Below are 22,715 nucleotides of genomic sequence, written 5' to 3'. Positions count from 1 at the left end.
AACTTGTGTCTCGTCTGCAAGTCGGTTTTACACGTTTTGATATACGATCTTCCCATCAACCAGCGTCAGGGTCGGCCAGCCTTTGCATGCCCAACCAGCAAATGGTGTGTTGATCCCTTTACTTGCGAATGTACTTGGGTCAATTGTTTTTTCCGTTTCCAGATCAATCACAGTCAGGTCTGCTGGCGCGCCTACTTCCAGACGTCCGTACGGCAGTTTGAATGCTTCTGCTGGCTTCACGGTCAACAGCTCAACCAGCTTCTTCAAGGTCAGCTCTCCGGTTTGCACGAGATTTGTGTACAGGAGCGGGAATGCTGTCTCCAGTCCGACGATTCCGAATGGTGCGCGGTTTATCCCATTTGCTTTTTCCTCTTGGGTGTGTGGTGCATGATCTGTGGCGATCATATCAATGGTGCCATCTTTCAATCCCGCAATCAGTGCAGCGCGATCCTCACGAGAACGCAGTGGCGGGTTCATTTTCCAATTTGTATCCAGATTGTCCGGGATATCCTCGTCGCACAGCAAGAGGTGATGCGGACTGACTTCACACGTTACATTTACGCCAGCACGTTTTCCGTCGCGTACCAGACGCACCGACTCTTTCGCGCTGATGTGACATACGTGGTAGTGTACACCTGTCTGTTCTGCCAGCAAAATATCGCGGCCAACGTGGATGGACTCAGATTCAGAAGGAATTCCAGGGAGTCCGTGTCGAGCTGCTACCACCCCGTCATGCAAAGCTGCTCCCGGGATCAACAGGTCTTCGTCCTCGCAGTGAGCGACGATTGCGATACCGAGCTCTGCTGCTTTTTGCATGGCCTTTTTCATCATCGCTGTTGATTGCACACCAACGCCGTCATCTGTCAGTGCGAAGATCCCCGCTTCTTTTAACCCTGCGAAATCCGTCAGCTCTTTTCCCAATTGGCGAACGGTAATCGCACCATACGGGATCACGCGCGCCATACCAGCCTCGCTCGCTTTGTCCAAAATGTAGGTCACGGTCTCGACACTGTCGATGGATGGTCGTGTGTTCGGCATGCATGCTACTGTTGTAAATCCGCCTTGTACCGCTGCTTTTGCCCCTGTTTCGATCGTTTCTTTATGTTCAAAGCCTGGCTCACGTAGATGTACGTGGGCATCGATCAGACCCGCGCTAATCATGCCGCCGTGGCAATCGATCCATTCATGACCCTCGCGATCGAGTGTCTCCCCCTTCGCTGTGATTCTTCCCTTTTCCACCAATATTTCCATCGGGGTGAGTTCCCCCGCCTGATTTAGTACGTTGCCGTTGCCAAGGATGATTCCCATGTCATTTCGCTCCCTTTCAAAAGAGTTTCTAGAACTGCCATTCTTGCTGCAACTCCGTTAGTCACTTGAGTTTGAATCAAGGACGTTTCGCATTCTACCAAATCAGTATGAATCTCAACCCCGCGATTGACGGGTGCCGGATGCATGATAACTGCGCCGGATTTCATCATTTTGGCTCTTTCCAGTGTGAGTCCATGCGCCTTGTGATACTCTTCCTTCGATAGATAGAGAGATTCCGCATGACGCTCCAGCTGAACACGCAGCATCATGACCACATCTGCTGTTTGAACTGCTTCTTCCATTTCCACGATTTTGACACCTTGCGGGATATGCGCTGGCATCATCGTAGCAGGACCTGAGAGCAACAGATTCACGCCGAGCTTCGGCAGCGCATACAGGTGAGAACCGAGCACGCGGCTGTGGCGCAGGTCTCCAATGATCGCTACCGTGAGACCAGAGAGCTTGCCAAACTTCCTTTTCATGGTCAATAGATCGAGCAGGCATTGGGTCGGGTGCTCATTCGTTCCATCTCCCGCGTTGATCAGCTTCAGGTCTACTCTTTCTGCCAACTCTTGCAGCAGTCCTTCTTTCTTGGTGCGGATAACGGCTGCTTCCACGCCCATGGCTTCCAAGGTGCGGATCGTGTCATAGACCGTCTCGCCTTTTACGGTAGAGGAGGTTTCCGGAATGAAGTTCAAAACATGTGCGCCCAGCCGCTTTTGAGCTACTTCGAAAGAAAAGCGGGTTCTGGTGCTGGCCTCGAAGAACAAATTCGCGACAAACCGTCCGCGCAGGATATCCGCCTGCTCAGTTGGTCTGGCAGCCCAATACTCTGCTCGCTCGAGGAGCTGGATGATCTGTTCTTTCGATAAGTCTTTGAGGCCAATCAGGTGCGCTACGTTTTTCATCATGAATCCCTCCGATTCTTTTTGGTCAAAAGGAACGGTCAAGCCCGTTCTTTTGCAGACCGCAAGCGGTCAAATCCTGTTTTATGAAAAACGTCGAGACGTTTTTCACAAAGAAAAAGCTTCTTGGCATCGCTTTGCATCTGGAGGCAAGCGAGACAAGAAGCTGGTTGAGTGCCTTTTTCGGGCAACCAAAACAGCGTTCTTTGCCTTGCCAGCCTCTCTGGACTGGATTTAAAGGATTGGGAACGTCTAGTCTATTTGTTTTTGTTCTTCAAGGTGGGCTTCTCCCATCGCGGACTCTTTTCCTGGAAGGATCAGGTGCAGAATGATTCCCAGGAAGGTAGAGAGTGCGATATTATCGATGGTCAGATCGTTCAGGAAAGCGATACCTGTACCTGCAAAACTGATTTTGTATCCGCCGATTCCCGTGACGAGGATGACCGCTGCGAGAATCATGTTACGCTTGTCTGCAAAATTCACTTTGTGCTCGACGTACATCCGCAAGCCTTGTGCCGCGATGATACCGAACAGGATGATGGAGACACCGCCCAATACCGGCGTTGGAATCGTCATTAAAATGGCGCTAACCTTACCAGCGAAGGCGAACATGATTGCCAGTACAGCAGCCAGACCGATGACCACTCGGCTGTATACCTTCGTCATTGCAAGGACACCAATATTTTCTCCATACGTCGTTGCTGGCGGACCTCCGATAATGGCTGCCAGTGAGGTCGCCACCCCGTCTCCGAGCAAGCTGCGGTGCAGACCCGGATTTTTCATCAGATCGCGATCCATGACCTTGCTCGTTACCAGCAAGTGACCCAAATGCTCTGCCAGCGTGACGAAAGCGACTGGCGCGATGACCAGTGCTGCGATCCATGCAGAGCCGTCACCAATCGCACTCATGACTTCGGTAAATTTGAAGTGCTCCGTAAACATTTTTTGTGGCGTGATGAACCAGTCTGCTTCTACTACTTTTTGAAAGTTAATCAAATCAGGGTGACGCAGCAGCGTGTATACATAACCAGAAACCATACCGATCAAGATGGGGATGAGACCAAGGAATCCACGCAGCATGACCGCTGCAAGTACTGTTATAACCACCGTAACGAGCGAGATTTCAATCGAAGTCAGTGACATTTGTGGTTGACCATCTACAGTGACTTTCGTTGCCATGTCTACTGCTACGCCAGCCAGGCTCAGACCGATCACGACGATGACAGAGGCGATGACAACTGGTGGCAGTACCCGATCGAGCCATTTGACCCCTGCCTTCTTCACGATACCGGCGACGATGATGTACACAATCCCGGAAAGGAAGCAACCCAAGAGCGCGGTCCCTACTCCATGTGATTGACTCACGACGATAATCGGACCGATAAAAGCGAAGGAAGAACCGAGGTAGTTCGGCAGCTTTCCTTTGGTGATCCATAGGAACAAAAGGGTTCCAATCCCACTTGCCATGAGGGCCGTTGCAACATCCAACCCCGTTAAGATCGGTACCAATACAGTCGAGCCGAACATCGCGAACAAGTGTTGAATACTAAGTGGCAGCAATCGCGAAATATGTGGTGTTTCGTCTACATCGATGTAATTTTTCTGGCTCATGCCTGTATGCCCCCTGTGTTGTTTCATTCATTCAAAACTTCTTTTATACAAATTTTTATACAAAAAGCCTCTTTGTGCGGACACAAAGAGGCTAGCTTCGCCATAGTCATGGGAAGTATCTTGCCTCTTGCCGACCTCACAGGATCGTTTTTAAAGAGGAATCTATTCTTTTTACAGTAGCTGTCGGATGGAGACAATGTCCATAACGTCCACTTCTGCCAATTGTACATCGACAATTTCCGTTCGAGCAGTAGGGAGATTTTTTCCGACGAAATCAGGGCGGATTGGCAGCTCGCGATGACCGCGATCAACCAGAACAGCCAGTTGAATCATCCGTGGGCGGCCATTATCAATCAGTGCATCCAATGCGGCGCGCACTGTTCTTCCCGTGTAGAGAACATCATCCACCAGAATCACAGTTTTGCCTGTGATTTGATCCGGGAGCTTGGAGCCTTGCAAAATGGCATCTTCGGACTTGTGCTGAAGATCGTCACGATAGAACGTAATGTCCAGCTCACCGACTGGGACTTTCACGTTTTCAATCATTTCGATTCTTTCCACAAGGCGTTGCGCGAGGTAGATCCCTCTGGTCTTGATGCCCACGATAATGAGATCCTCGACGCCTTTGTTTCGCTCGATAATTTCATGTGCGATTCGTGTAAGCGCTCGGCGAATTGCGGCTTCATCCATAATAACGCTTTTGTTGATCATCTCAATATCCCCCTTTTCGACGGGAACAGTGGACCTTACGAAAAAAGGCTCCTTGTCAGGAGACAAGAAGCCCTCGGACAAACTAACCGGACTATAAAACGTCCCGCCTGTTTGTCATTCCGTGCCCTTGCCAGCCTCACTGGACTGGATTTAAAGGTTCCATTCGTCATGTAGAATTATGTCACGATTCTGGACGGGTGTCAATGCAGCCCGGAAAAGTCTAACTATTCCCAATAGACGCTGACCCACGGTGGCAAGTAGTTCGCATAATAACCAATGTCCCCGGTAATGTCTTTGATCAGCTCGACTTGTTTGTCCGCATCCTCGCCAATTCCTTGGATAAACAGGGAGCCATGCTCCGCTCGATCCAAACGCAAGAAAAGGAGCTGTTTCCCATCTAGAGACGGCGTAGGATAGTAGTCCGCTGTATTCGCTTCCCCTTTTGTCACCTGCTGCTCAGCTCCATCTGCGGACAGCCGCCAGATGCCTTGTTCTGGTACCATGACCTTCTTTGGGTCGTATGAATACGCCGTAGCCAATCCTCGGGTGAAAAGAAGACTGTACGGAGCTTTTGGAATCCATACCGGATAAGTGTCTACCGCCACTGGACCAGGACTGACTGTTTTGACCTGTCCTGTTCGATCTGCCAGCTTCAACTGTTTGTTGTTCGTGGCGATCCGGTCAGTGCCATCAACAAAAGCGAGCTGTTCGCTATTTGGTGTCCAGGCAAGCCAATCAGGATAAGCCAATCCTGTACCGAGCACAATTGGCTTTTTGGCAGGCTGTGTCAAATCAAACCATTGAATAGGTACGCCATCAGCAGACAAGGAGCCTGAGTTATATCGGACAAAGTAGGCCACAGCCTTCCCATCCGGAGATACTTTTAATCCTATCGCTGCCCAAGGGTAGATACCTTCCTCCACTTTTGGCGGTTCTGCAATCGGGTAGGTAGCCAACGGTTTACCTGCAAGCGTGTGCAAGGCCAGCGTCATCGGCTTATTTTTTTCGGCAGGAAGCGAGACAAGCATGTTTTTCCCATCCGGCATCCAGGCAAAATCTGCGAAATCAGCCTTCGTTGTACTTTGCAAAGCGAATTCTCCTTGCTCATGGACGTCTTTTACAATCAGCAATGGCCTCGGCGCTTCATTACTGCCGATATTCACGGTGTACGCTAGCTTGTTCGCTTTCGGGGACCATTTCGGCATTTCAAAAACCGCTCGCTCGTCTACCTGCACAGCTTTGCTACCGTCAGCTGTGACGATCCACACGTAGCCTGGTGTCGAGTAATTGTCATTGCCTTTGTATTTCACGAACAGGAGCCACTTGCCATCTGGCGACCAGCCCACGATCTGCGCATAGCCATCCTTGGTGATTTGCTTTATCTTTCCCGTTGCATCCCGTCCGTCTACCAAAAACAAATGTTGGTTACTCGTAAATGCCATTTTTGCCGGAACACTTATTTCCTTGTTCACACGCTCTGGCCCTTGGCTTTGGGCTGCCACCTTTGCTTCACTGTTTGCTGTGACAAGTACAACCAAAAGGACAAAAAGACAGATCAGTTTCCCCCATTTTCCGTTCACAGGGATTCACTCCTTACACTCTTATTGAATGATAAAAAAACGCCAGAAGAAAGTAATAAGCTCTCTACTAGCGTTTTCCAATCCAACTGCCATTATGTAAGTGTCATAGGATGACTGGCTGCAACAACAAAAAACGATTGCCATACAGATCCTCGAAAACAGCCTCCATGCCATACATCATTTCGTTTGGTTCACTCACAAACTTCACGCCGCGTTGACGTAGTGCTTCGTATGTGGACCCAAAATCATCCGTCTCCCAAACCCACATTGGATTTTTGCCGACCTGACGAAGCATTTCCTGCGCAACCTCTTCCCGATGCCAATGGGTAGGGTCATGCAATACAATCTCTATCTGCTGCCCAGGAAGACCGACGGTGAGCCAACGAGAACCATCATCCATACGAGAATCCATGCGTTTTTCAAAACCGAGTTTTTCCGTGTAAAACCGCAATGCATCTTCACAGTCGTGAACGTACATCGTCACATGCGCTAATCTTTTTAGCACGGCTATTCCTCCTGTTCTCTTACGCTTGTTTGAGAAACTCGATGACGTCAAGCATTTCCTTCGGCATTGGCGCTTCGAATTCGAGCTGCTCTCCTGTACGGGGATGGATGAAGCCCAATGTTTTCGCGTGCAGAGCTTGTCCATCGAGCTCCAATGTATTTTTCGGACCGTATTTCGGGTCGCCCGCCAGGGGATAGCCGATGTACTTCATGTGTACACGAATCTGATGAGTACGTCCTGTTTCGAGCTTCAGTTCCACCAACGTGTACTCTTTGAAGCGCTCCAGCACGATAAAATGCGTAACAGCCGGCTTGCTGTTTTCAAAAACGACCGCCATTTGCTGGCGATTTTTCGGATCGCGCCCGATTGGTGCTTCAATCGTTCCCATTTCATGTGGGATGACACCATGTACAATCGCAACATACTTCCGACTGACCGTATGTGCTTTCAATTGTTCAGCCAATCCCATGTGTGCCTTGTCGTTTTTGGCTACCATCAACAGGCCGGATGTATCCTTGTCAATCCGGTGGACAATTCCTGGACGCAAAACGCCATTGATTCCGGACAAATCCTTGCAGTGTGCCAAAAGTCCATTGACGAGAGTCCCGCTGTAATGACCAGGAGCAGGATGCACGACGAGACCACGTGGCTTATTCACGACCACGACATCGCTATCCTCGTATACAATATCCAAGGACATCTCCTCTGGCTGGATCGCCATTTCTTTTGGCGGCGGAACACGGAGGGTCACTTCGTCCTCTACCTGCAGCTTGTAGTTGTTTTTGATCGGTTCACCATTTACAGTAACACGACCTTCCTTCACCCAAGCCTGCACCTGTGAACGGGACCAATCTTCATTTTGCAGCGTGATAAACTTATCAATTCGCTCGCTTGTATCCGCTGGCTCTACCGTCCAATCGTATCGTTCAAACATTTGCGTGTCATTCATGTATGTTCTCCACCTATCCGAGCTTTCCTACTATTATTCTCATGACTATCGGTTTTTCTTCCCATCCAGAAAAACATCGAGAAGCAAAATCCCCACACCAATCGTGATGGCCATATCAGCCACGTTAAAGATCGGGAAGTTAATCAACGTAAAATTGAGAAAATCTACGACCTGACCCGACATCGCACGATCAATGAAATTCCCGACGGCTCCACCCAAGACCAATGACAGCGCCAACGATGCACGAGGTTGTTTTTTTCCCAAGCGAATCAAAGAAATGACAATCCCAATCACAACGACCGTGGTAATGACAATAAAAAACCAGCGTTGATTTTGCAGAATGCCAAACGCCGCTCCCATGTTTCGATGGGAAGTTAGATGAAATACGTCCGCGATCAAAGGAATGGATTCTCCTAGTTCCATATACTTCACAACCAAAAACTTTGTAAACTGATCAAGCGCAATAATTACTGCCGCAATGAGATAGTACAACAATGGAATGTCCTCCTTATTCTGCTTCGACCAGCAACTGTACAAACACAATGTCAAATGATCATTTTACCAGAGACAGCCTACGTGAACAAGCGCTTTCCTTTTTTGCATAATCGATAGCCTTTGCGTACGGCTTCCAGCATCCACAATGGAATTTTCCATCCACGATCCTTGATAAATGGCAGATACACCTTGTAATACGCCTTTCGTAAATCACGCCATTTCGTATCTGTATCATTGACATAGTAATCCGATACGTCAATCAGATAACCTCGTCCCTGATCCATTAATACGTTTTTCCCGTGGACATCATGCGGAAACAAACCCTTCCTGCGGGCCTCTTCTAGCGCTTCCTCCACGTCTTCAATCACCTGCGGAGGAATCGGAATACCAAAGCGGACACAGTCAAACAGGGGGATGCCGTTCATCCGCGTAATGACCAAGTATCCTTCTCCATAATCATAACAGACGGGGAAGGAACGAGTCTCCCCTAGCTTGCGGTAGACTTCGATTTCCTGTTCGGCCCCTGGTCTTCCAGGTGCGTACAGCTTGATCACTACCTTCGGATAGTCCGGGTGGGCAAATACGGCAGCATAATTGCCGGTACCGACCAGCTCCCACGGGTATGGCGTGTGGTGTACGACGACTGGATCATCTGGCGACAGACTCTCCACTTGAACTTCCTGTAAAAAAGCTTGCAATATATGCTGATCGATCCGCATCGTTTCTCATCATCTCTCATCAGTTACCGACTTCGAATTACGTTAAAACAAAATTGATGAAGGTTCATCTACTACGATCATTCAGACACTTCCTACATAAGGGGCAAAAAATCCTTTGCACTGGTGAGGCCAGGTAGTCCTGTCCAATTCCAATGAAAGGATTGCATATGGACAAGAATACCTCATTTTTTTGATTTGGTAAATGGGGGTCTTGTACGTTGCTGTTGTGGTGGGGAGGAAACAGGAGAAAACGCTCAGATTCTAGGGCCACCCCCTGTGGGATTGACTGCCCGGCTCCATGAAAAAAAGCGAAACCCGCGTCCAAAGTCGTCCTTTCAGGAGGCATCTCAGAGGTGGACGCTAAAAGCTTGTTTCTCTTTTTTCATTGCGCCTCGGTCGGTGTCCCTAAGATCTTCGCTTATTTCTCCTGTTTCCTCTACGAGCTTTACGAGTTTCCCCCGCTTTTTAAAGCTTTGAAAGAATGAAGAAATATCATCAGTTACGACAGAGAAGAATATTTCCAGACGTAGCGACTTGTGGAGTCCTGCCGAGCGGAGAAGGGATTCGCGGGCAAAAGAAACGCAACCGTGCCTGTACGACGAAGCGGCTACCACTTTTGCGTTTCCCCGCGAATCCCTTCGGAGCGGACAGTCTAGCCCACAGCGGGACGGAGCCTGGAGCCTAGACTGGAAATATTCTTCTCTTCTCCGCAGCCGCATAGACGGATCTTCAAGCAACTGTTGTGGCTGGGAGGAAACAGGAGAAAACGCTCAGATTCTAGGGCCACCGCCTGTGGGATTGACTGCCCGGCTTCATGAAAAAAAGCGAAACCCGCGTCCAAAGTCGTCCTTTCAGGAGGCATCTCAGAGGTGGACGCTAAAAGCTTGTTTCTCTTTTTTCATTGCGCCTCGGTCGGTGTCCCTAAGATCTTCGCTTATTTCTCCTGTTTCCTCTACGAGCTTTACGAGTTTCCCCCGCTTTTTAAAGCTTTGAAAGAATGAAGAAATATCATCAGTTACGACAGAGAAGAATATTTCCAGACGTAGCGACTTGTGGAGTCCTGCCGAGCGGAGAAGGGATTCGCGGGCAAAAGAAACGCAACCGTGCCTGTACGACGAAGCGGCTACCACTTTTGCGTTTCCCCGCGAATCCCTTCGGAGCGGACAGTCTAGCCCACAGCGGGACGGAGCCTGGAGCCTAGACTGGAAATATTCTTCTCTTCTCCGCAGCCGCATTAAAGGACCCCACGAAAAAAAGAAGAACCTGGCACATTCATGCAGGCTCTTCCTTCTGAGTTTACACATTAATCTCCAAAAACCATTCGTGAATCGCATCTTGCAGCTTCTGCAAGGCTGTCGCATTCGTTGCTTCACAATAAATACGCACCAAAGGTTCCGTGCCAGAAGGACGGATCAAGACCCAATGACCCTCCTCGAGCAATAGCTTGACCCCATCCACTCGTTGAATCTCTAAAACCTGATAAGGACCTATAAGTGCAGGTGGCGTAGCGATCATTTGCTGTACCCATTGATCCTTTTCCGGCAATTTTATATCAAGCCGCGTATGGAACAGCTCGCCGAACTGTTCGTATACGTCTCTCAGTATTTGATCGATTCCTTTGTTTTCATACGCGCACATCTCCGCGAGCAACAAATTGATGAGTACGCCGTCCTTCTCTGGGATGTGACCGAGAATGCTGGCACCGCCACTTTCCTCTCCACCAATGAGCACGTCGCCTTTGCGCATTTCCTCACCGACGTATTTGAAACCGACCGGCGTCTCCACCAGCTCAAGACCATAATGCGTAGCCATCCGATCTAGTAGATGCGTGGTTGCTACTGTCCTGACAATCCGTCCGGTAAAGCCACGATTTTTTCGCAAATGATAGGTCAGCAGGACGAGTGCTTCATTTGGCGTGATATATTGTCCGAAGCGGTCGACGACTCCGAAGCGATCCGCATCCCCGTCATTGGCTAGACCTAGAGATGCTTGGCGTTCTACAACTTCTTTTTTTAGCAAATGCAAATGCTTATCGTTTGGCTCAGGCAAATCTCCACCAAAAGCCGCATCCGGGACTTCTCGGATTCCGACGTTTGTCACCCCCGCCTCTGACAAAAAACCGCTCACGTAGCCCATACCGGCACCATGCATGGCATCGACAACAACCGATAAGGAAGAGTTTTTCAAAACATCCATGTTTATCATCCGTCTCAGATGCGCCTCGTAATGAGGACGCAGCACAATGACTTGTAGCAGCTTGCGGGCCTTTGCTTCCGCGAGGGTAATCGTATGCACCGATTTGGTCTGGCAGGTTTCGGTGATCCACTCTTCCAATCTTTGCGTGATCGCAGGCGTTGCTGGTCCAGCGTAATCCGGAATGTATTTGATTCCGTTATATTCGGGTGGATTGTGACTGGCCGTGATCATGATTGCGCCACTCGCTGCAAAATGCTTCACTCCAAAGGCTACGGCAGGCGTTGGCGCTGCCTCGTTCACCAAATAGGTACGAATGTCATTTGCGGTCAGGACAGCTGCAACCTCCTTTGCAAAGCGTCTCCCCAGAAACCGCGTGTCGTGCCCGACCAAAACAGGCTGCTCCTGTTGACCGATTTCTTTGGTATAGCTGGCGATGGCTTGTGCGACAATACGGACATTCTCGACAGTAAAGCCATCTGCGATTATGTCGCGCCAACCGTCCGTACCGAAACGGATCGTTGTCATCCCCTCATCTCTCCCCTCGTTACCGCAGCTCATTCACCTTCTCCAAATATCGCAAAACAGTGGCCACATAAGTAGCATGCGACCACGTCAGGGGTGCAACGGATACGGGAGCACCTGTATACGGATCGAGCTGTTCGGATAGCACACCGCTTTGTAGGGCATGCCGTACGACCCAGGTCAGTCTGTTCTTTGGCTCTTGGAGTTCATCGAGCGATTTTGCCTTGGCAATTTCCCAATCAGCCACCCATAAGGTGCAAATGATCCATGGATTTCCTGGTACCTTCACCGTGTCATGTGATTTTTTGAAATAGTAATCCCCTTGATAGCGAGCAATTCCACCAATCGCCGTGTCTACCCGCAAACTCTTTTTGACAGCATCCATTGTCCGCTCAACTCTCGGATCATCTACGGAAAACACATCAAGCGCAAACAAGACGAACAAGCTGCTCTCCACCGTGAAATCCTTTTCGACACTCCCATCTGCTCTAACATAAATCCCACGCAGAAAACGCCCGATTTCATGGTCGTACAGATGTTTTTCCATTGCCCCGCGAATGCGCTCTGCCCCTTCTGTATAGCGTTTGTAGCGCCGTTCATCCCCGAACAACTGGGCAAAACGAGCCGCAGCCATCAAGCCTGCGAAAACCGTAGCACTGGTAAACGTAAAAATTCCCCGTCGCTCTTCCCATAAGTCGTAGCTCGGATTTGGGAGTTGCAGCTCTGGATGGACATACTCCAGCAAAAAGCGAGCCGCTGGACGAACCAGCGTGGGATAGAGCGCTTGACAGTCTTCAATTTGCTTGCCGCTCTTGTATTGCTCCCAGAGCGCGTACAGCACAAGCGCCGTCTCATCCTCCTGAATCGGGAGCTGAATTTCTCCGTCAACGATATAGGGATGCCAACTGGAGCCGACAGACCCATCCGGATTGTACTTGTGCAGCAAATACCCTTCCTTGTTCAATGCATCCGCGCAAAATCGGAAAAAGGGTGCGATCACTCCCGTGTAGCCCGCTTTCGCCATCGCACTCGCAATCAACGCCCCGTCTCTTGGCCACATGTAGCTGTAATGGTCGCGATTGAATTGAAGAATATCCGAGTCATTCGCAGCGAGAATCGCTCCGTCTTGATCGATTTGCGTGCGCACGAGAAGCAAGCTGGTCTTGTACAGATTGACAACCTCTGCCGGAAGATCAGCAAAGTCCCGCTCTTCCTTATTGACCCAACGCTGCCAATACACCGCGACCCGACTGAGCAAATGTTCCGGATCACTTTCCAGTACATACTGGTTCAATCCTTTGACATCCTCATACGATTCACCAATGCACATCCAGTAAAAGAGCGCCTTCTCTTCTTGGGGTTGCAGTATGAGGGAAAAAGAGATCGTACTATCTACGGAGCCTTGTGCGATCGGATTGCCGGACAAAAGACCATCCTCCGCGTCCCTCCAGGTCCCCTCCGCGTAGTTGAACCGCTTGATCCCGACGCTATATTGATTGATCCCACCCGTATCCGTTTTTCCATTCGCCATGATGTACACATTGCGCTTGTAGTGATAAATGGTGCGCAGGATGGGGTCAAAAACAGCGGTATCCCCTACCTCCGTCTCATTCAGGCTGAAATCGTGATGAAAAAACAGCCTGACCTCCCGCACCTCGCTCGCAAGATTTCGGACTGACACCTTTTTCAAATAAATCGGGTCACGCTGATGTACCCCATCTGCGATTTGCAGGGAGATGCCCAGATGTTCATGATGGGCATGAACATCTGTCACCAAAGACTCCTGTCCGTATCCGAGCTTTCGCGTCCAGCCGTCTTCATCCAGCCATGAAAAGCGACCTTGCACCCAAAGCCCCAGCTTGCTAAAATGTCCCCCGACATGATTCAGTTGGCCGACATACGGAAAATAGAGATCTCGCATGTGCAGCTTGTCATCAAAATTAATCAGCAGTTTTCCGTTCCCGACGACGAGCGGTCTCGGCATGCCTTCACGTCCTTTTCGTTATAGGCTGTCGATCTCTCTCTTTTCGTGAAACTGATATTCGGCAATTCGCCTCGCGTAGGAAGAAGCAAGCGTAGCTGCGGTCTCTGCCGTCGCCCCTTGCGAAATCACCTTTACGTGCGAATCCTCTGAATCGGGTAAAATCAGCACCCAGCCGTTCGAATCGTATACCTTGATTCCATCGACGAGCTCCACCAGCTTGCCTTTGTTTTCTTCCATCACTCTGCGCATGACCTTCCCTTTTGCTGCCCATGGGCAAAAGACAGTCTTTTTCTCCATATGGCACGCTGGCAGCAGCTCCAATAAAACGCTGAGCGGTTTTTCCTCAGAAGCGAGATACGAAAGAATTCTCATGAGGCTGTACACGGCGTCAAACATCGGATGAAAACGCTGTTCGCTCGATACCTCCATCATGGAGCGCGGTGAGACCTTGGTGCGTACAACCTCCATTTGCAATAGCTGGGCCATATGCTCCAATTCAATCGGTGCACTCACAGGAAGACCAATGCGCCGGTGTTGACCACTGCAAGCCAGCAGTTGCAGAGCCGTGATCTGCTCGTTTCCTAGCTTCTCTCCATGCTCGGTAAACAAGGTAAATTGCTCGCCATTTTTATCGAGACGAACGCCTAAATCCGCTCCCTTTTTACGAATACCTTCTTGTATGGAGCTGTAATCGGCAGTAACTCCCAGTGCATGCAAAAGAGGCGCAAGAAAACTCGGGAAAAAACGCTGTTCACAATCGATCAACAGGTGGAAGCGCTGACGCTGGATGGACGATACATTCAACTGTTGGACCAAAGCGTGAAGATAAGCCTCTTGTACCTGATGCTCGACTTGTAGTGCTCCCAACCGATTCAGGTTGCGAACATACGTCTCTTGCCAGTAAGCATTCTCAATTTTGCGCTCCATATCACGAGAAATCGGCAAGCACGCATGATCGATGAATTGGATAACAAACTCTTTATCATCCACAGGCTCTGCCATATAAATATGAATGCCGCCTTTGCAATCCAGCGTGCGCACTCCGTATCGAATCAAGGGCGAATTCCCAATCCCGAGATCGACGGTATCAATTCCGGAAGAGCACAAGCTAGTCATGATGCTATGCTTCAATAGCTGAGCAAATGGGTGTGAGCATGCCGAAAGAGCAATTTTATCCCCTGCTTGTAATAAATATGCATACGCAGCAGCAAGTCTTGTAACGAATTCGGGCGTAATATCAACGTTGCCAATACCCTTGATTCCATGCGTCCCAAACAAATTTTTGGTTTGCTTGGCACCGTAGATGAGCGAGGTGGTGACAATCGCATTTTCCCCGACTTCCTTATCCGGCCAAATTTTGATCCCTGCCTTTACCACTGACTTCGCCCCTATCAAGCACTGGTCTCCAATGACCGCCCCTTCCCCGAGTTGTACGCAATCTGCAATTCTAGTGTTGCGGCAGAGGGTCGTTCCTGTGATCTCTGTCTTTTTCCCAATGACACTATTTTCCCAAATGATCGCCCGGGACAGCTTCGTACCAGACGAAATCATCGTATTTTTCCCCAGAATGGAATAAGCACCTACGGCAACTCCAGCTTGCAAGTGTACATTTTCACCGATATAGACAGGGCCTTCCAAACGGACTGATGAATCGATGCGAACATCATTTTCCAAGAAAATGCGCGGTGCGATTTCCTGTGCTTTTATTTCAAGATGTACGCGTCCATCCAGCAAATCAAACTGGGCTTGCTGGTAAACCTCCAAAGAGCCAATATCAGACCAATAACCGTTTGCCTCATATCCGTATAGAGGCTTTGCTGCTTGTAAAAAGGACGGGAAAATTTCCTTGCTGAAATCCACTTCCCGCTCTTCTTCTATATAAGACAAGACCTCGGGCTCGCAGACGTATATCCCGGTATTCACCGTATCGCTAAAAACCTCCGCCCAGCTCGGTTTTTCTAAAAAACGGGTAATGCGTCCGCCCTCATCTGTCATGACAACTCCGAATTCCAGCGGTGTTTCCACGCGCGTCAAAATCAACGTAGCCAGTGCGTTATTTTGCTCATGGAAACGTATGGCTGCCGACAAATCGATGTCTGTCAACGTATCTCCACTGATTACAACAAAACGCTCATTGAGAAAATCGGCGCAGTTTTTCACACTGCCTGCCGTGCCCAACGGAATCGTTTCTTCGAAATAGACGAGCGAAACACCGTAGCGAGTTCCATCACCAAACGTATCGCGGATAACATCAGGCAGATACTGGAGTGTCACTGCTATCTCTGTAATCCCATGCTTTTTCAATAGCTCAATCGTGTACTCCATGCAAGGCCGGTTTAAGAGTGGCACCATTGGTTTTGGCGTGTGGCATGTTAACGGACGTAGTCGTGTACCTTTTCCCCCAGCCATGATGACTGCCTTCATCTTCTTTTCTTCCTCCTTCATCGTTGCATTCTATGTTGTCATGCCGATTTTAAGCGGGTACGCCCAGTGAACGGTATAGATCGATGGTTTGACTAGCCAGAAGTGTCCAGTTATAAAGCGCTTTAACATCTTGCATAGCTGTCTGGGCCAGTCGATTCCGCTGATCAGGGTCGCGCAGTAGCCAGCGGAGCTGATTCGTCAGCGATTCGGGATCGCCTGTGTACATCATGGCGCCATTTTCGCCATGGCGAACGAGCTCTCGCAGCCCTCCCGTATCCGCAACCAGAACAGGCGTACCCAAAGCCATCGCTTCCAGCGCAACAATTCCAAAAGGCTCATACAGGCTCGGGAATACCGCCACATCAGCCAAGGCGAACAGTTCATTTCGCCTTCTATCGTCTACGAAGCCCACGAAGTGGACCTGTTCAGAAAGTCCCATCTGATGAACCAACTGCTTCCACTCATCCTGCATCGGTCCTCTGCCAGCTACAAGCAACCTTGCATGCGGAAACTCAGCACGCAGCTTTGCCATGGCTTCGAACAATAGGTGAACCCCTTTTTCCTGGACCAAGCGGCCTACAAAAAAGAGAATAGGACCATCCCCTATCGCCAATTCCTGCCGAAGCTGCTCACGATTAACATCTGGTAGAGGAATGAGATCGACACCATTGTGAATAACACGTAATTGGGATGTTGTTGTTCCAAACAGGCGTATGACTTCCGACTCCATATACTTGCTGCAAACGATCATCGCGTCAGAGCTTTGTGTTAGTGTACGTTCACACTCATGAATTCTTTGCTGCAACGCTGTATGAATGCCTTGATTCCGACCATGTTCCAATGCATGAATCGTGCTGACGAGCGGTAGAGAGTACCTCCGTTTCAGTTCGATCGCAGCCCAGCTGACTAGCCAATCGTGAGCGTGGATCATATCTGGTCGCACCCCGAGTGACCAGAGCTGGGAAGTAGCATCGACCATCGCCAAATTCAGTTGAAACACCCAAGCCAGAAAATCAGCTTGTTCAGAGGGAATGTACGTAGGCAAACGGTGTACGTGAACCCCTTCCATCGTTTCATCTACGGAGCATGAATCTGTCGCACGTGTCAGCACATGCACCGCTATTCCTTGCTGGACAAGATGCCTGGCGAGATCGTAGACAGCCCGACCAAGCCCCCCTACCACATGAGGGGGAAATTCCCATGCAAGCATCAAAACTGTTTTTGTCGAAGACTGCCCTTGCGTAGCCGCTACCAATTGACGCGATACGTTCACTCTATGCGTTTGTTTAGGCAAATAGAACGTGATATCCAAGTCAGGAAAGATCGGAAAGTCAGCTTCTGCTTGCGTAATTGCCTCTTCATCCAGTTGTTCCTCTCGATACATCGCCAAGAGAGCCCGCATGCGAACCAAATGGTCATGAATGCGTTGCACCGCATACTGTGTGACCGTTTGACCATCTAAAATAAACGCCCAATCACTGCTTTGAGCCAGCATCAATTCGCGTGCGGCCTGCTTGAGGCAGCGTAAGGCAAGGTGATCTCCTTTCTTTTCAGAATAGGTCGTAATCGCTGTGATCAATTCCCGCTCCGCTTGATGCAGATGCCTGTATATCCAGCCATTGTTCTCGTTCAGCCAGACTTCTCCGTAGCCATTTCTCCCCCACGTTGACATCGGCAAGTGACCGCGATCCTGCTCTGGATACTCCTCCAAATATTCAGATGGTGTCATTAATTTCACTTCTTTTGAATCGCACACCGTTTTGCGCATAAGAAAATCCAAAAACTGCGGACCCTCGAACCACCAATGACCAAACAGCTCCGCATCATAAGTAGCGACGACCAATGGCTTGCGATCCATCCAGTGACTGGCTTCCTCCACTTGACGCTCTCGGTGATACAAGAAATGTCCCGCATGTGACGCTGCTTTTTCGCGCGCCCAGCTTGGCTCATACCAGTCTTTATCCCCTTCTTTTCCAGTGATCCGATAGTATTTCAAACCCGTATGCACACGAATGCCGTCAGGATGGATGTACGGCTCGATATAGCTCATCTCTCTGTCAAACCCGATATCCCTGTAATATTCACGGTAGTCATAGTCCCCTGGATAACCATCGATCGAGCTCCACACTTGGCGGGAAGCAACTTCATCTCGGGCAAAGGCAGCCACATCATGCGGTGTGAACAAGGGAGCCAGCACCCCTCTGCGAGGTAATGGCGTTGCATGCTCTATCGTGTGACTGTCTACAAAGAAATAACGAAGTCCTGCCTCTTTTAGCAAACGATCCAGTCCTGGTGTATACCCGCACTCTGGCAGCCAAATCCCCTTCGGACGTCTTCCAAGAATCCGCTCATGTGTATCGATGCCCACCTGAAGCTGTGCCCGAATCGCCTCTTCTGTTTCCACATAGGGCAAAAAGGAGTGCGTGGCTGCGCAAGTGATGAGTTCGAGGCATTCGCTATCCGCGATATGCCGAAATGCCTTGATCAGTTGAAAATCCCACTTTCGGCAATAGGCAATGATGCCTCGAAAACGCTCCACGTACATTTTGGCGATACGGTGTTCTTGGGGGATAGATGCGGTTCGTTTGACTTCCTTCCCAGCCAATTCAACGGTCTTTGCTAGATGTGTACGAAAGCGTGTCACGATCAGATCATCATCAAGCATGGAAAGTAATGTCGGAGAAATAGCAAGGGTCATGCGAAAAGCAATGCCGTCTGAGAGGAGCTTGTCGAAAACCATGAGCAAGGGAAGATAGCATTCCAGCATGGCTTCATACACCCAGCGCTCTTCCAGGCGATCGTCCCGATCCCCGTGACGGACATAAGGCAGATGGGCATGCAACACGAGGGAGAGATAACCTTTGTGCACAAATGACACCTCACTTATTTGATGTTTTGGTATACAACGAGTAGGAGGAAAAGTTTTCAAACCAGGAAGGTGTAGCTGGATCATGGACGGGATCAATGAACGCTTCCCCCCAGTTCGCTTTTGAATTTCGCGGGGTAATCACTGTTTCCGAGCGTAAAATCGGACAAAACCGATTGTGCTCATATAAACCAAAATCAACCATGTATGTACGTCCTGGCTCTACATCTTTCACGTACCAGGAATGAGCCTCTTCATGTACGAACACATCTCGGACGGAGTGCGCATTTTTTCCATCAAATAACCGTTCGGTAACATCATATAGACGCAAGCCCTTCTGGATGTGACGATAATCGGCTTGCAGGTACGATGCGACCATTCTCATACGCGGCCAAGTGATTTCCCAATAGACGAATAACACGGTCGGTTCTTGTGCCATGACTTTGACAAGATCCCGACCATAAAACGCAGGCAATTGCCATTCCAATTCCGTTCTTGCGGGAGGTGATGTCACTGGCTTCGTACGGTCTTTTTGCAGGCGATACTTAACTTGACCGATCGTTAAGCCACATTCTTTGGCAATTTGTGCAATGGAAATGGATCGTGAACGCAGTTCGAGAATCTTATCCAGCATCTTCTAGCACTCTCCTCCGCCAACTTCGCCTATCTGTGCTTTCCCACTGTCAATCATAGCCAATGCTCCTAACAAAGACTGTCGAATGCTGGATGCACATCCCTTCTTCTTTTGTCGATCACCAATCATGTTTTCGTCATAGGCAAACAAAAGTCGCTCTTCTTTCATTCTTACAAAGCTACTTCTCTAGACATTCTTTTCTTTTCTCCAAACAGGAAGAAAGAGCTATATTCCGCTACCTTTTGTTTTATTTGTAAGTATTTTCATGTTTGATACCGATACTATAAAATATTCACTTCCACTTCCAAAAAGAATGAAAAAGGAGTCAACGAAAGAAATGAATCGTTCATGGATTAGCATGGTAACAGCAGGGTCAATTGCAATTTCAACGATATCGACAGGCTTGCCACTAGCAGCTCAAGCCAAAAACACGCTGCCAAGCCCATCCCAAGAGCCCAGTGATTCGCAAATTGGTCATACACCCGTTCAAGAAAAGATGTCGAAGAGTCAGCTACGCCAAGCAGCCAAACAGGAGAAATACAGCATCTCGCATCTGAAAACATTGGACAATTCAGAGCTTGTTGAATTGTTGAAGGAAATCAGTTGGACGCAAATCCCTGAGCTGTTTACTTACAACGACGACACCCAGGAATTTTATGAGGATCAGGAGCGGGTTCAAGCCATCATCGATGCCCTGCAAGAGAGTGGCAAAAACTTCACCAAGGATGACGAGCAGGGTATCCATACCTATGTAGAGGTTTTGCGTTCGGGGTATTACTTGGGGTACTACCATAAAGAATTAAAGTATTTGATGGAGCCAAAGTATAAGCAAAAGATTATTCCAGCACTTCAAGCCATTACTTCCAATCAAAATTTCACATTAGGTACAAAGACTCAAAATGAAATCATTAGTTCTACGGGAAAATTAATTAGCAACACGACTGTTGATTCAGAGACAATCGGCATTCTCTCAAAAGTAATGGAAGACTTTAATGACAATCGGGATAAATGGTCAGATGATCGCGAAGCAAGCGAGGCCTTTTACAGCGTCCTTCAAGGTATTGGTTATGTTCTGATTTGGGGAGTAGATGATTCAGGAAGAGATGAGCTAAAAGGCAGCATCGACGCATTTCTCGCCCCCATTTTTGACATGGCGGAAAACGGTGACACTTCCGCTGATCACGTATGGTTGACGAACAATGCTCTGTATTATACAGGGAAATTAGGAAGCTACTACAGTGATCCTGACAAAGCCAATGACATATTGACGAAAGCAATGAAAACCTATAAAAAGTGGAGCGAGCCGTACTTCACTGCGGCGCAACAAATCGCGGAAGCATATGGCGAGGATGCCAATGGCAAAAAAATCGACCTCGAGGAAATGGTAAAAGAGGGCAAAAAGCATTATCTTCCGCAGCAATTTACTTTTGATGACGGAGCGGTTGTGTTCAAAACGGGAGATAAGCTAACAGAAGAACAGGTTGAACGCTTGTATTGGGCATCCAAAGAAGTAAAGGCACAATTCCATCGTGTCATCGGTAATGATAAGGAGTTGGAGAGCGGCAATCCGGATGATGTGCTGACCATTGTCATCTACAATACGCCTGATGAATATAAAATGAATCGCTTCTTGTACGGATACGACACAGACAACGGTGGTATTTACATTGAGGGTACCGGTACTTTCTTCACCTACGATCGGACAAAAGAACAAAGCATCTACAGTCTGGAAGAGCTGTTCCGTCATGAATTCGTCCACTTTTTGCAAGGCAGGTATGAAGTACCGGGCATGTGGGGACAGGGAAAGATTTATGAAAACAGCCGCTTGCCTTGGTATGAAGAAGGCGGAGCTGAGTTTTTCGCAGGTGCTACCCGAACAGAAGGAATCAAGCCTCGCCAGTCAGTTGTAGGCAATATTCGAAATGCAGCGCCTTATCTCGATTACACTGCGGCCGATATGATGCATGCCAAATACGGAACCCTGGCATTCTATGACTACTCCTTCGCTCTTCAGTACCATCTGTTCAAGAATGATTTTGCTCGTCTGGATAAAATTAATGATACGATCCGTTCCAATGATGTATCTGCTTATGATGACTTGATCGAAAAATTCAGCCGTGACCGCGCTCTTGAACGTGACTATCAAGAAACATTAGAAGATTTGATCGACCAGTATGAAAAGCTGGATGTTCCTCTCGTTTCAGATGATTACTTACAAAAAGTGGACGTGACGAGCAAAGAAGAGGTTTATCGTCAAATCGCAAAGGTTGCTTCTCTGAGCGATGTAAAAACAGATGAAAAAGACTCGGGAGATTTCCGCAGCTTCACCTTGCGTGGGGTCTATACGGGTGGAGCTTCCCACGAGGAATATCAGGATTGGCAAGAAATGAACCGCCTCACAGATGGATTTCTCAAGGAGTTATCCGATCTTTCCTGGAATGGCTATGATACGGTTACGAGCTACTTCACCAATTATCGTACGACAAAAGATGGACGCTTCGCTTATGATGTCGTGTTCCACGGGAAGCTGGCTCAAGAAGATGGCTCTGAAACGGAACAGCCAAAGCCAAAGCCAGTTCCAGATCCTGAAGAATCTTCCCTCTCATTAGGCAAGCCGATCACTGGTATCATTCATCCACAAAAACCGAGTCAGGAGTTCCGTCTCGATGTGAAATCAACCCAACAGCTTCAAGTAGAGATGGAAACGAAGCAAGGAGATGGCGTGGCATGGCTTGTATTCCACGAGTCAGATAGAGAGAACTATATCTCCTATCCCACCAAGCGTGAAGGCAACAAGCTGATCGGATCATTCGATGCGAAACCAGGGACTTACTATGTGACTGCTTATACGTATCGTACAGAACAAGAGGACCAACCGTTTCGCTTATTGGTTACGGGGGAAGATCGCCCACAAGAGCAGCTCTATCAAGAAAACGAGAGCAATGATTCTACCGAGCAAGCAAATGGTCCATTAAAGATTGGCACGACTGTCTCAGGGGACATGAAAGAAAACGATTGGCAAGATATCTTTGCCTTCCAAGTAGATAAACCAGAAGAAATACATATTTCTTTAAACCCTCAAGAGGGACAAGGTGTGACTTGGATGCTATTCCATGAGGGAAATCTGGATCAGCCTGTCACGTACCCGCAAGAGCGGGAGGGAAATCTGCAAAGTGCCCATTATCAAGTAAAGCCAGGCCGATACTTCTTGTATGTGTACAAATATCAAAATGAAGATATTGTGTATACGGTAGAGACCAAGCCGCGTTAATCAGCAAAACAAAAACACCCCCAAACGAGCTATCA

17 protein-coding genes are annotated in these 22,715 nt (G+C 48.8%); 2 read left to right on the top strand and 15 right to left on the bottom strand.

Translation table 11 applies throughout. From position 1 onward, the window contains the following. Positions 1–27: 27 nt before the first annotated feature. Positions 28–1,308 (bottom strand): dihydroorotase, encoded by a 1,281-nt coding sequence (locus E8L90_RS04435; RefSeq protein ID WP_137028164.1) that lies wholly within the window; start codon positions 1,306–1,308, stop codon positions 28–30. After that, entirely contained in the window at positions 1,275–2,216 is a 942-nt protein-coding gene (locus tag E8L90_RS04430; protein ID WP_137028163.1) for an aspartate carbamoyltransferase catalytic subunit, read from the bottom strand. The genes E8L90_RS04435 and E8L90_RS04430 overlap by 34 nt, the downstream gene beginning before the upstream one ends. A gap of 1 nt (position 2,217) precedes the next feature. Between E8L90_RS04430 and E8L90_RS29855 the strand changes: the two genes are divergently transcribed. After that, a complete protein-coding gene (locus tag E8L90_RS29855) occupies positions 2,218–2,451 on the top strand; it encodes a hypothetical protein (protein WP_162309036.1) in 234 nt (77 codons plus the stop codon). Positions 2,452–2,465: 14 nt separating this feature from the next. Here E8L90_RS29855 and E8L90_RS04425 read toward each other — a convergent pair whose 3' ends face one another. The 13 genes from E8L90_RS04425 to E8L90_RS29850 all read right to left on the bottom strand — a co-directional run bounded on the left by E8L90_RS04425 (position 2,466) and on the right by E8L90_RS29850 (position 19,577). After that, on the bottom strand, positions 2,466–3,824 hold the full coding sequence (locus tag E8L90_RS04425; protein ID WP_137028162.1) for a solute carrier family 23 protein: 1,359 nt from the start codon (positions 3,822–3,824) through the stop codon (positions 2,466–2,468). A gap of 171 nt (positions 3,825–3,995) precedes the next feature. After that, positions 3,996–4,535: a bifunctional pyr operon transcriptional regulator/uracil phosphoribosyltransferase PyrR gene (gene pyrR, locus E8L90_RS04420; protein ID WP_007728461.1), complete on the bottom strand. Its 540-nt coding sequence runs from the start codon at positions 4,533–4,535 to the stop codon at positions 3,996–3,998. A 224-nt stretch (positions 4,536–4,759) separates the two neighbouring features. Beyond that, entirely contained in the window at positions 4,760–6,115 is a 1,356-nt protein-coding gene (locus E8L90_RS04415; RefSeq protein ID WP_244297148.1) for a hypothetical protein, read from the bottom strand. A 103-nt stretch (positions 6,116–6,218) separates the two neighbouring features. Then, entirely contained in the window at positions 6,219–6,620 is a 402-nt protein-coding gene (locus tag E8L90_RS04410; protein ID WP_137028160.1) for a VOC family protein, read from the bottom strand. 19 nt (positions 6,621–6,639) lie between these two features. Further along, on the bottom strand, positions 6,640–7,569 hold the full coding sequence (locus tag E8L90_RS04405) for an RluA family pseudouridine synthase (RefSeq protein WP_137028159.1): 930 nt from the start codon (positions 7,567–7,569) through the stop codon (positions 6,640–6,642). Between the two features lie 45 nt (positions 7,570–7,614). Further along, complete coding sequence (gene lspA, locus E8L90_RS04400; protein ID WP_137028158.1) at positions 7,615–8,064, bottom strand: signal peptidase II; 450 nt, start codon at positions 8,062–8,064, stop codon at positions 7,615–7,617. 77 nt (positions 8,065–8,141) lie between these two features. Next, on the bottom strand, positions 8,142–8,783 hold the full coding sequence (locus E8L90_RS04395; RefSeq protein ID WP_137028157.1) for a serine/threonine-protein kinase: 642 nt from the start codon (positions 8,781–8,783) through the stop codon (positions 8,142–8,144). Positions 8,784–10,079: 1,296 nt separating this feature from the next. Beyond that, a complete protein-coding gene (locus tag E8L90_RS04380) occupies positions 10,080–11,504 on the bottom strand; it encodes a phosphoglucomutase/phosphomannomutase family protein (RefSeq protein ID WP_137028155.1) in 1,425 nt (474 codons plus the stop codon). A gap of 19 nt (positions 11,505–11,523) precedes the next feature. Continuing rightward, positions 11,524–13,485 carry a glycoside hydrolase family 15 protein gene (locus E8L90_RS04375; RefSeq protein ID WP_137028154.1) on the bottom strand — a complete coding sequence of 654 codons (1,962 nt, stop codon included), beginning with the start codon at positions 13,483–13,485 and terminating at the stop codon, positions 11,524–11,526. A gap of 18 nt (positions 13,486–13,503) precedes the next feature. Then, on the bottom strand, positions 13,504–15,909 hold the full coding sequence (locus E8L90_RS04370) for a sugar phosphate nucleotidyltransferase (RefSeq protein WP_137028153.1): 2,406 nt from the start codon (positions 15,907–15,909) through the stop codon (positions 13,504–13,506). 49 nt (positions 15,910–15,958) lie between these two features. Continuing rightward, positions 15,959–18,778, bottom strand: a complete 2,820-nt coding sequence (locus E8L90_RS04365; RefSeq protein WP_137028152.1) for a 1,4-alpha-glucan branching protein domain-containing protein — start codon at positions 18,776–18,778, stop codon at positions 15,959–15,961. A 10-nt stretch (positions 18,779–18,788) separates the two neighbouring features. After that, a complete protein-coding gene (locus tag E8L90_RS04360) occupies positions 18,789–19,409 on the bottom strand; it encodes a DUF4912 domain-containing protein (protein WP_137028151.1) in 621 nt (206 codons plus the stop codon). A 3-nt stretch (positions 19,410–19,412) separates the two neighbouring features. Beyond that, the gene (locus E8L90_RS29850; protein WP_162309010.1) at positions 19,413–19,577 is read right to left on the bottom strand and encodes a hypothetical protein; all 165 of its coding nucleotides are present in this window, start codon (positions 19,575–19,577) and stop codon (positions 19,413–19,415) included. 169 nt (positions 19,578–19,746) lie between these two features. On the opposite strand from E8L90_RS29850, the gene E8L90_RS04355 reads away from it, so the two are divergent. After that, on the top strand, positions 19,747–22,680 hold the full coding sequence (locus E8L90_RS04355) for a collagenase (protein ID WP_167497579.1): 2,934 nt from the start codon (positions 19,747–19,749) through the stop codon (positions 22,678–22,680). Positions 22,681–22,715 lie beyond the last annotated feature (35 nt).

The organism is Brevibacillus antibioticus (assembly GCF_005217615.1).
Lineage (GTDB): Bacteria > Bacillota > Bacilli > Brevibacillales > Brevibacillaceae > Brevibacillus > Brevibacillus antibioticus.
The sequence above is the reverse complement of the archived record's forward strand: the minus strand, read 5'-3'. Positions and strand labels throughout refer to the sequence as shown.

Bases quoted from the DNA above. Each gene is read 5' to 3' on its own strand.
- E8L90_RS04370 (WP_137028153.1), bottom strand. From the start codon at position 15,909: ATGAAGGCAGTCATCATGGCTGGGGGAAAAGGTACACGACTACGTCCG.
- E8L90_RS29850 (WP_162309010.1), bottom strand. From the start codon at position 19,577: ATGAAAGAAGAGCGACTTTTGTTTGCCTATGACGAAAACATGATTGGT.
- E8L90_RS04360 (WP_137028151.1), bottom strand. From the start codon at position 19,409: ATGCTGGATAAGATTCTCGAACTGCGTTCACGATCCATTTCCATTGCA.
- E8L90_RS04380 (WP_137028155.1), bottom strand. From the start codon at position 11,504: ATGACAACGATCCGTTTCGGTACGGACGGTTGGCGCGACATAATCGCA.
- E8L90_RS04435 (WP_137028164.1), bottom strand. From the start codon at position 1,308: ATGGGAATCATCCTTGGCAACGGCAACGTACTAAATCAGGCGGGGGAA.
- E8L90_RS04395 (WP_137028157.1), bottom strand. From the start codon at position 8,783: ATGCGGATCGATCAGCATATATTGCAAGCTTTTTTACAGGAAGTTCAA.
- pyrR (WP_007728461.1), bottom strand. From the start codon at position 4,535: ATGATCAACAAAAGCGTTATTATGGATGAAGCCGCAATTCGCCGAGCG.
- E8L90_RS29855 (WP_162309036.1), top strand. From the start codon at position 2,218: ATGAATCCCTCCGATTCTTTTTGGTCAAAAGGAACGGTCAAGCCCGTT.
- E8L90_RS04425 (WP_137028162.1), bottom strand. From the start codon at position 3,824: ATGAGCCAGAAAAATTACATCGATGTAGACGAAACACCACATATTTCG.
- E8L90_RS04405 (WP_137028159.1), bottom strand. From the start codon at position 7,569: ATGAATGACACGCAAATGTTTGAACGATACGATTGGACGGTAGAGCCA.
- E8L90_RS04355 (WP_167497579.1), top strand. From the start codon at position 19,747: ATGAATCGTTCATGGATTAGCATGGTAACAGCAGGGTCAATTGCAATT.
- E8L90_RS04430 (WP_137028163.1), bottom strand. From the start codon at position 2,216: ATGAAAAACGTAGCGCACCTGATTGGCCTCAAAGACTTATCGAAAGAA.
- E8L90_RS04375 (WP_137028154.1), bottom strand. From the start codon at position 13,485: ATGCCGAGACCGCTCGTCGTCGGGAACGGAAAACTGCTGATTAATTTT.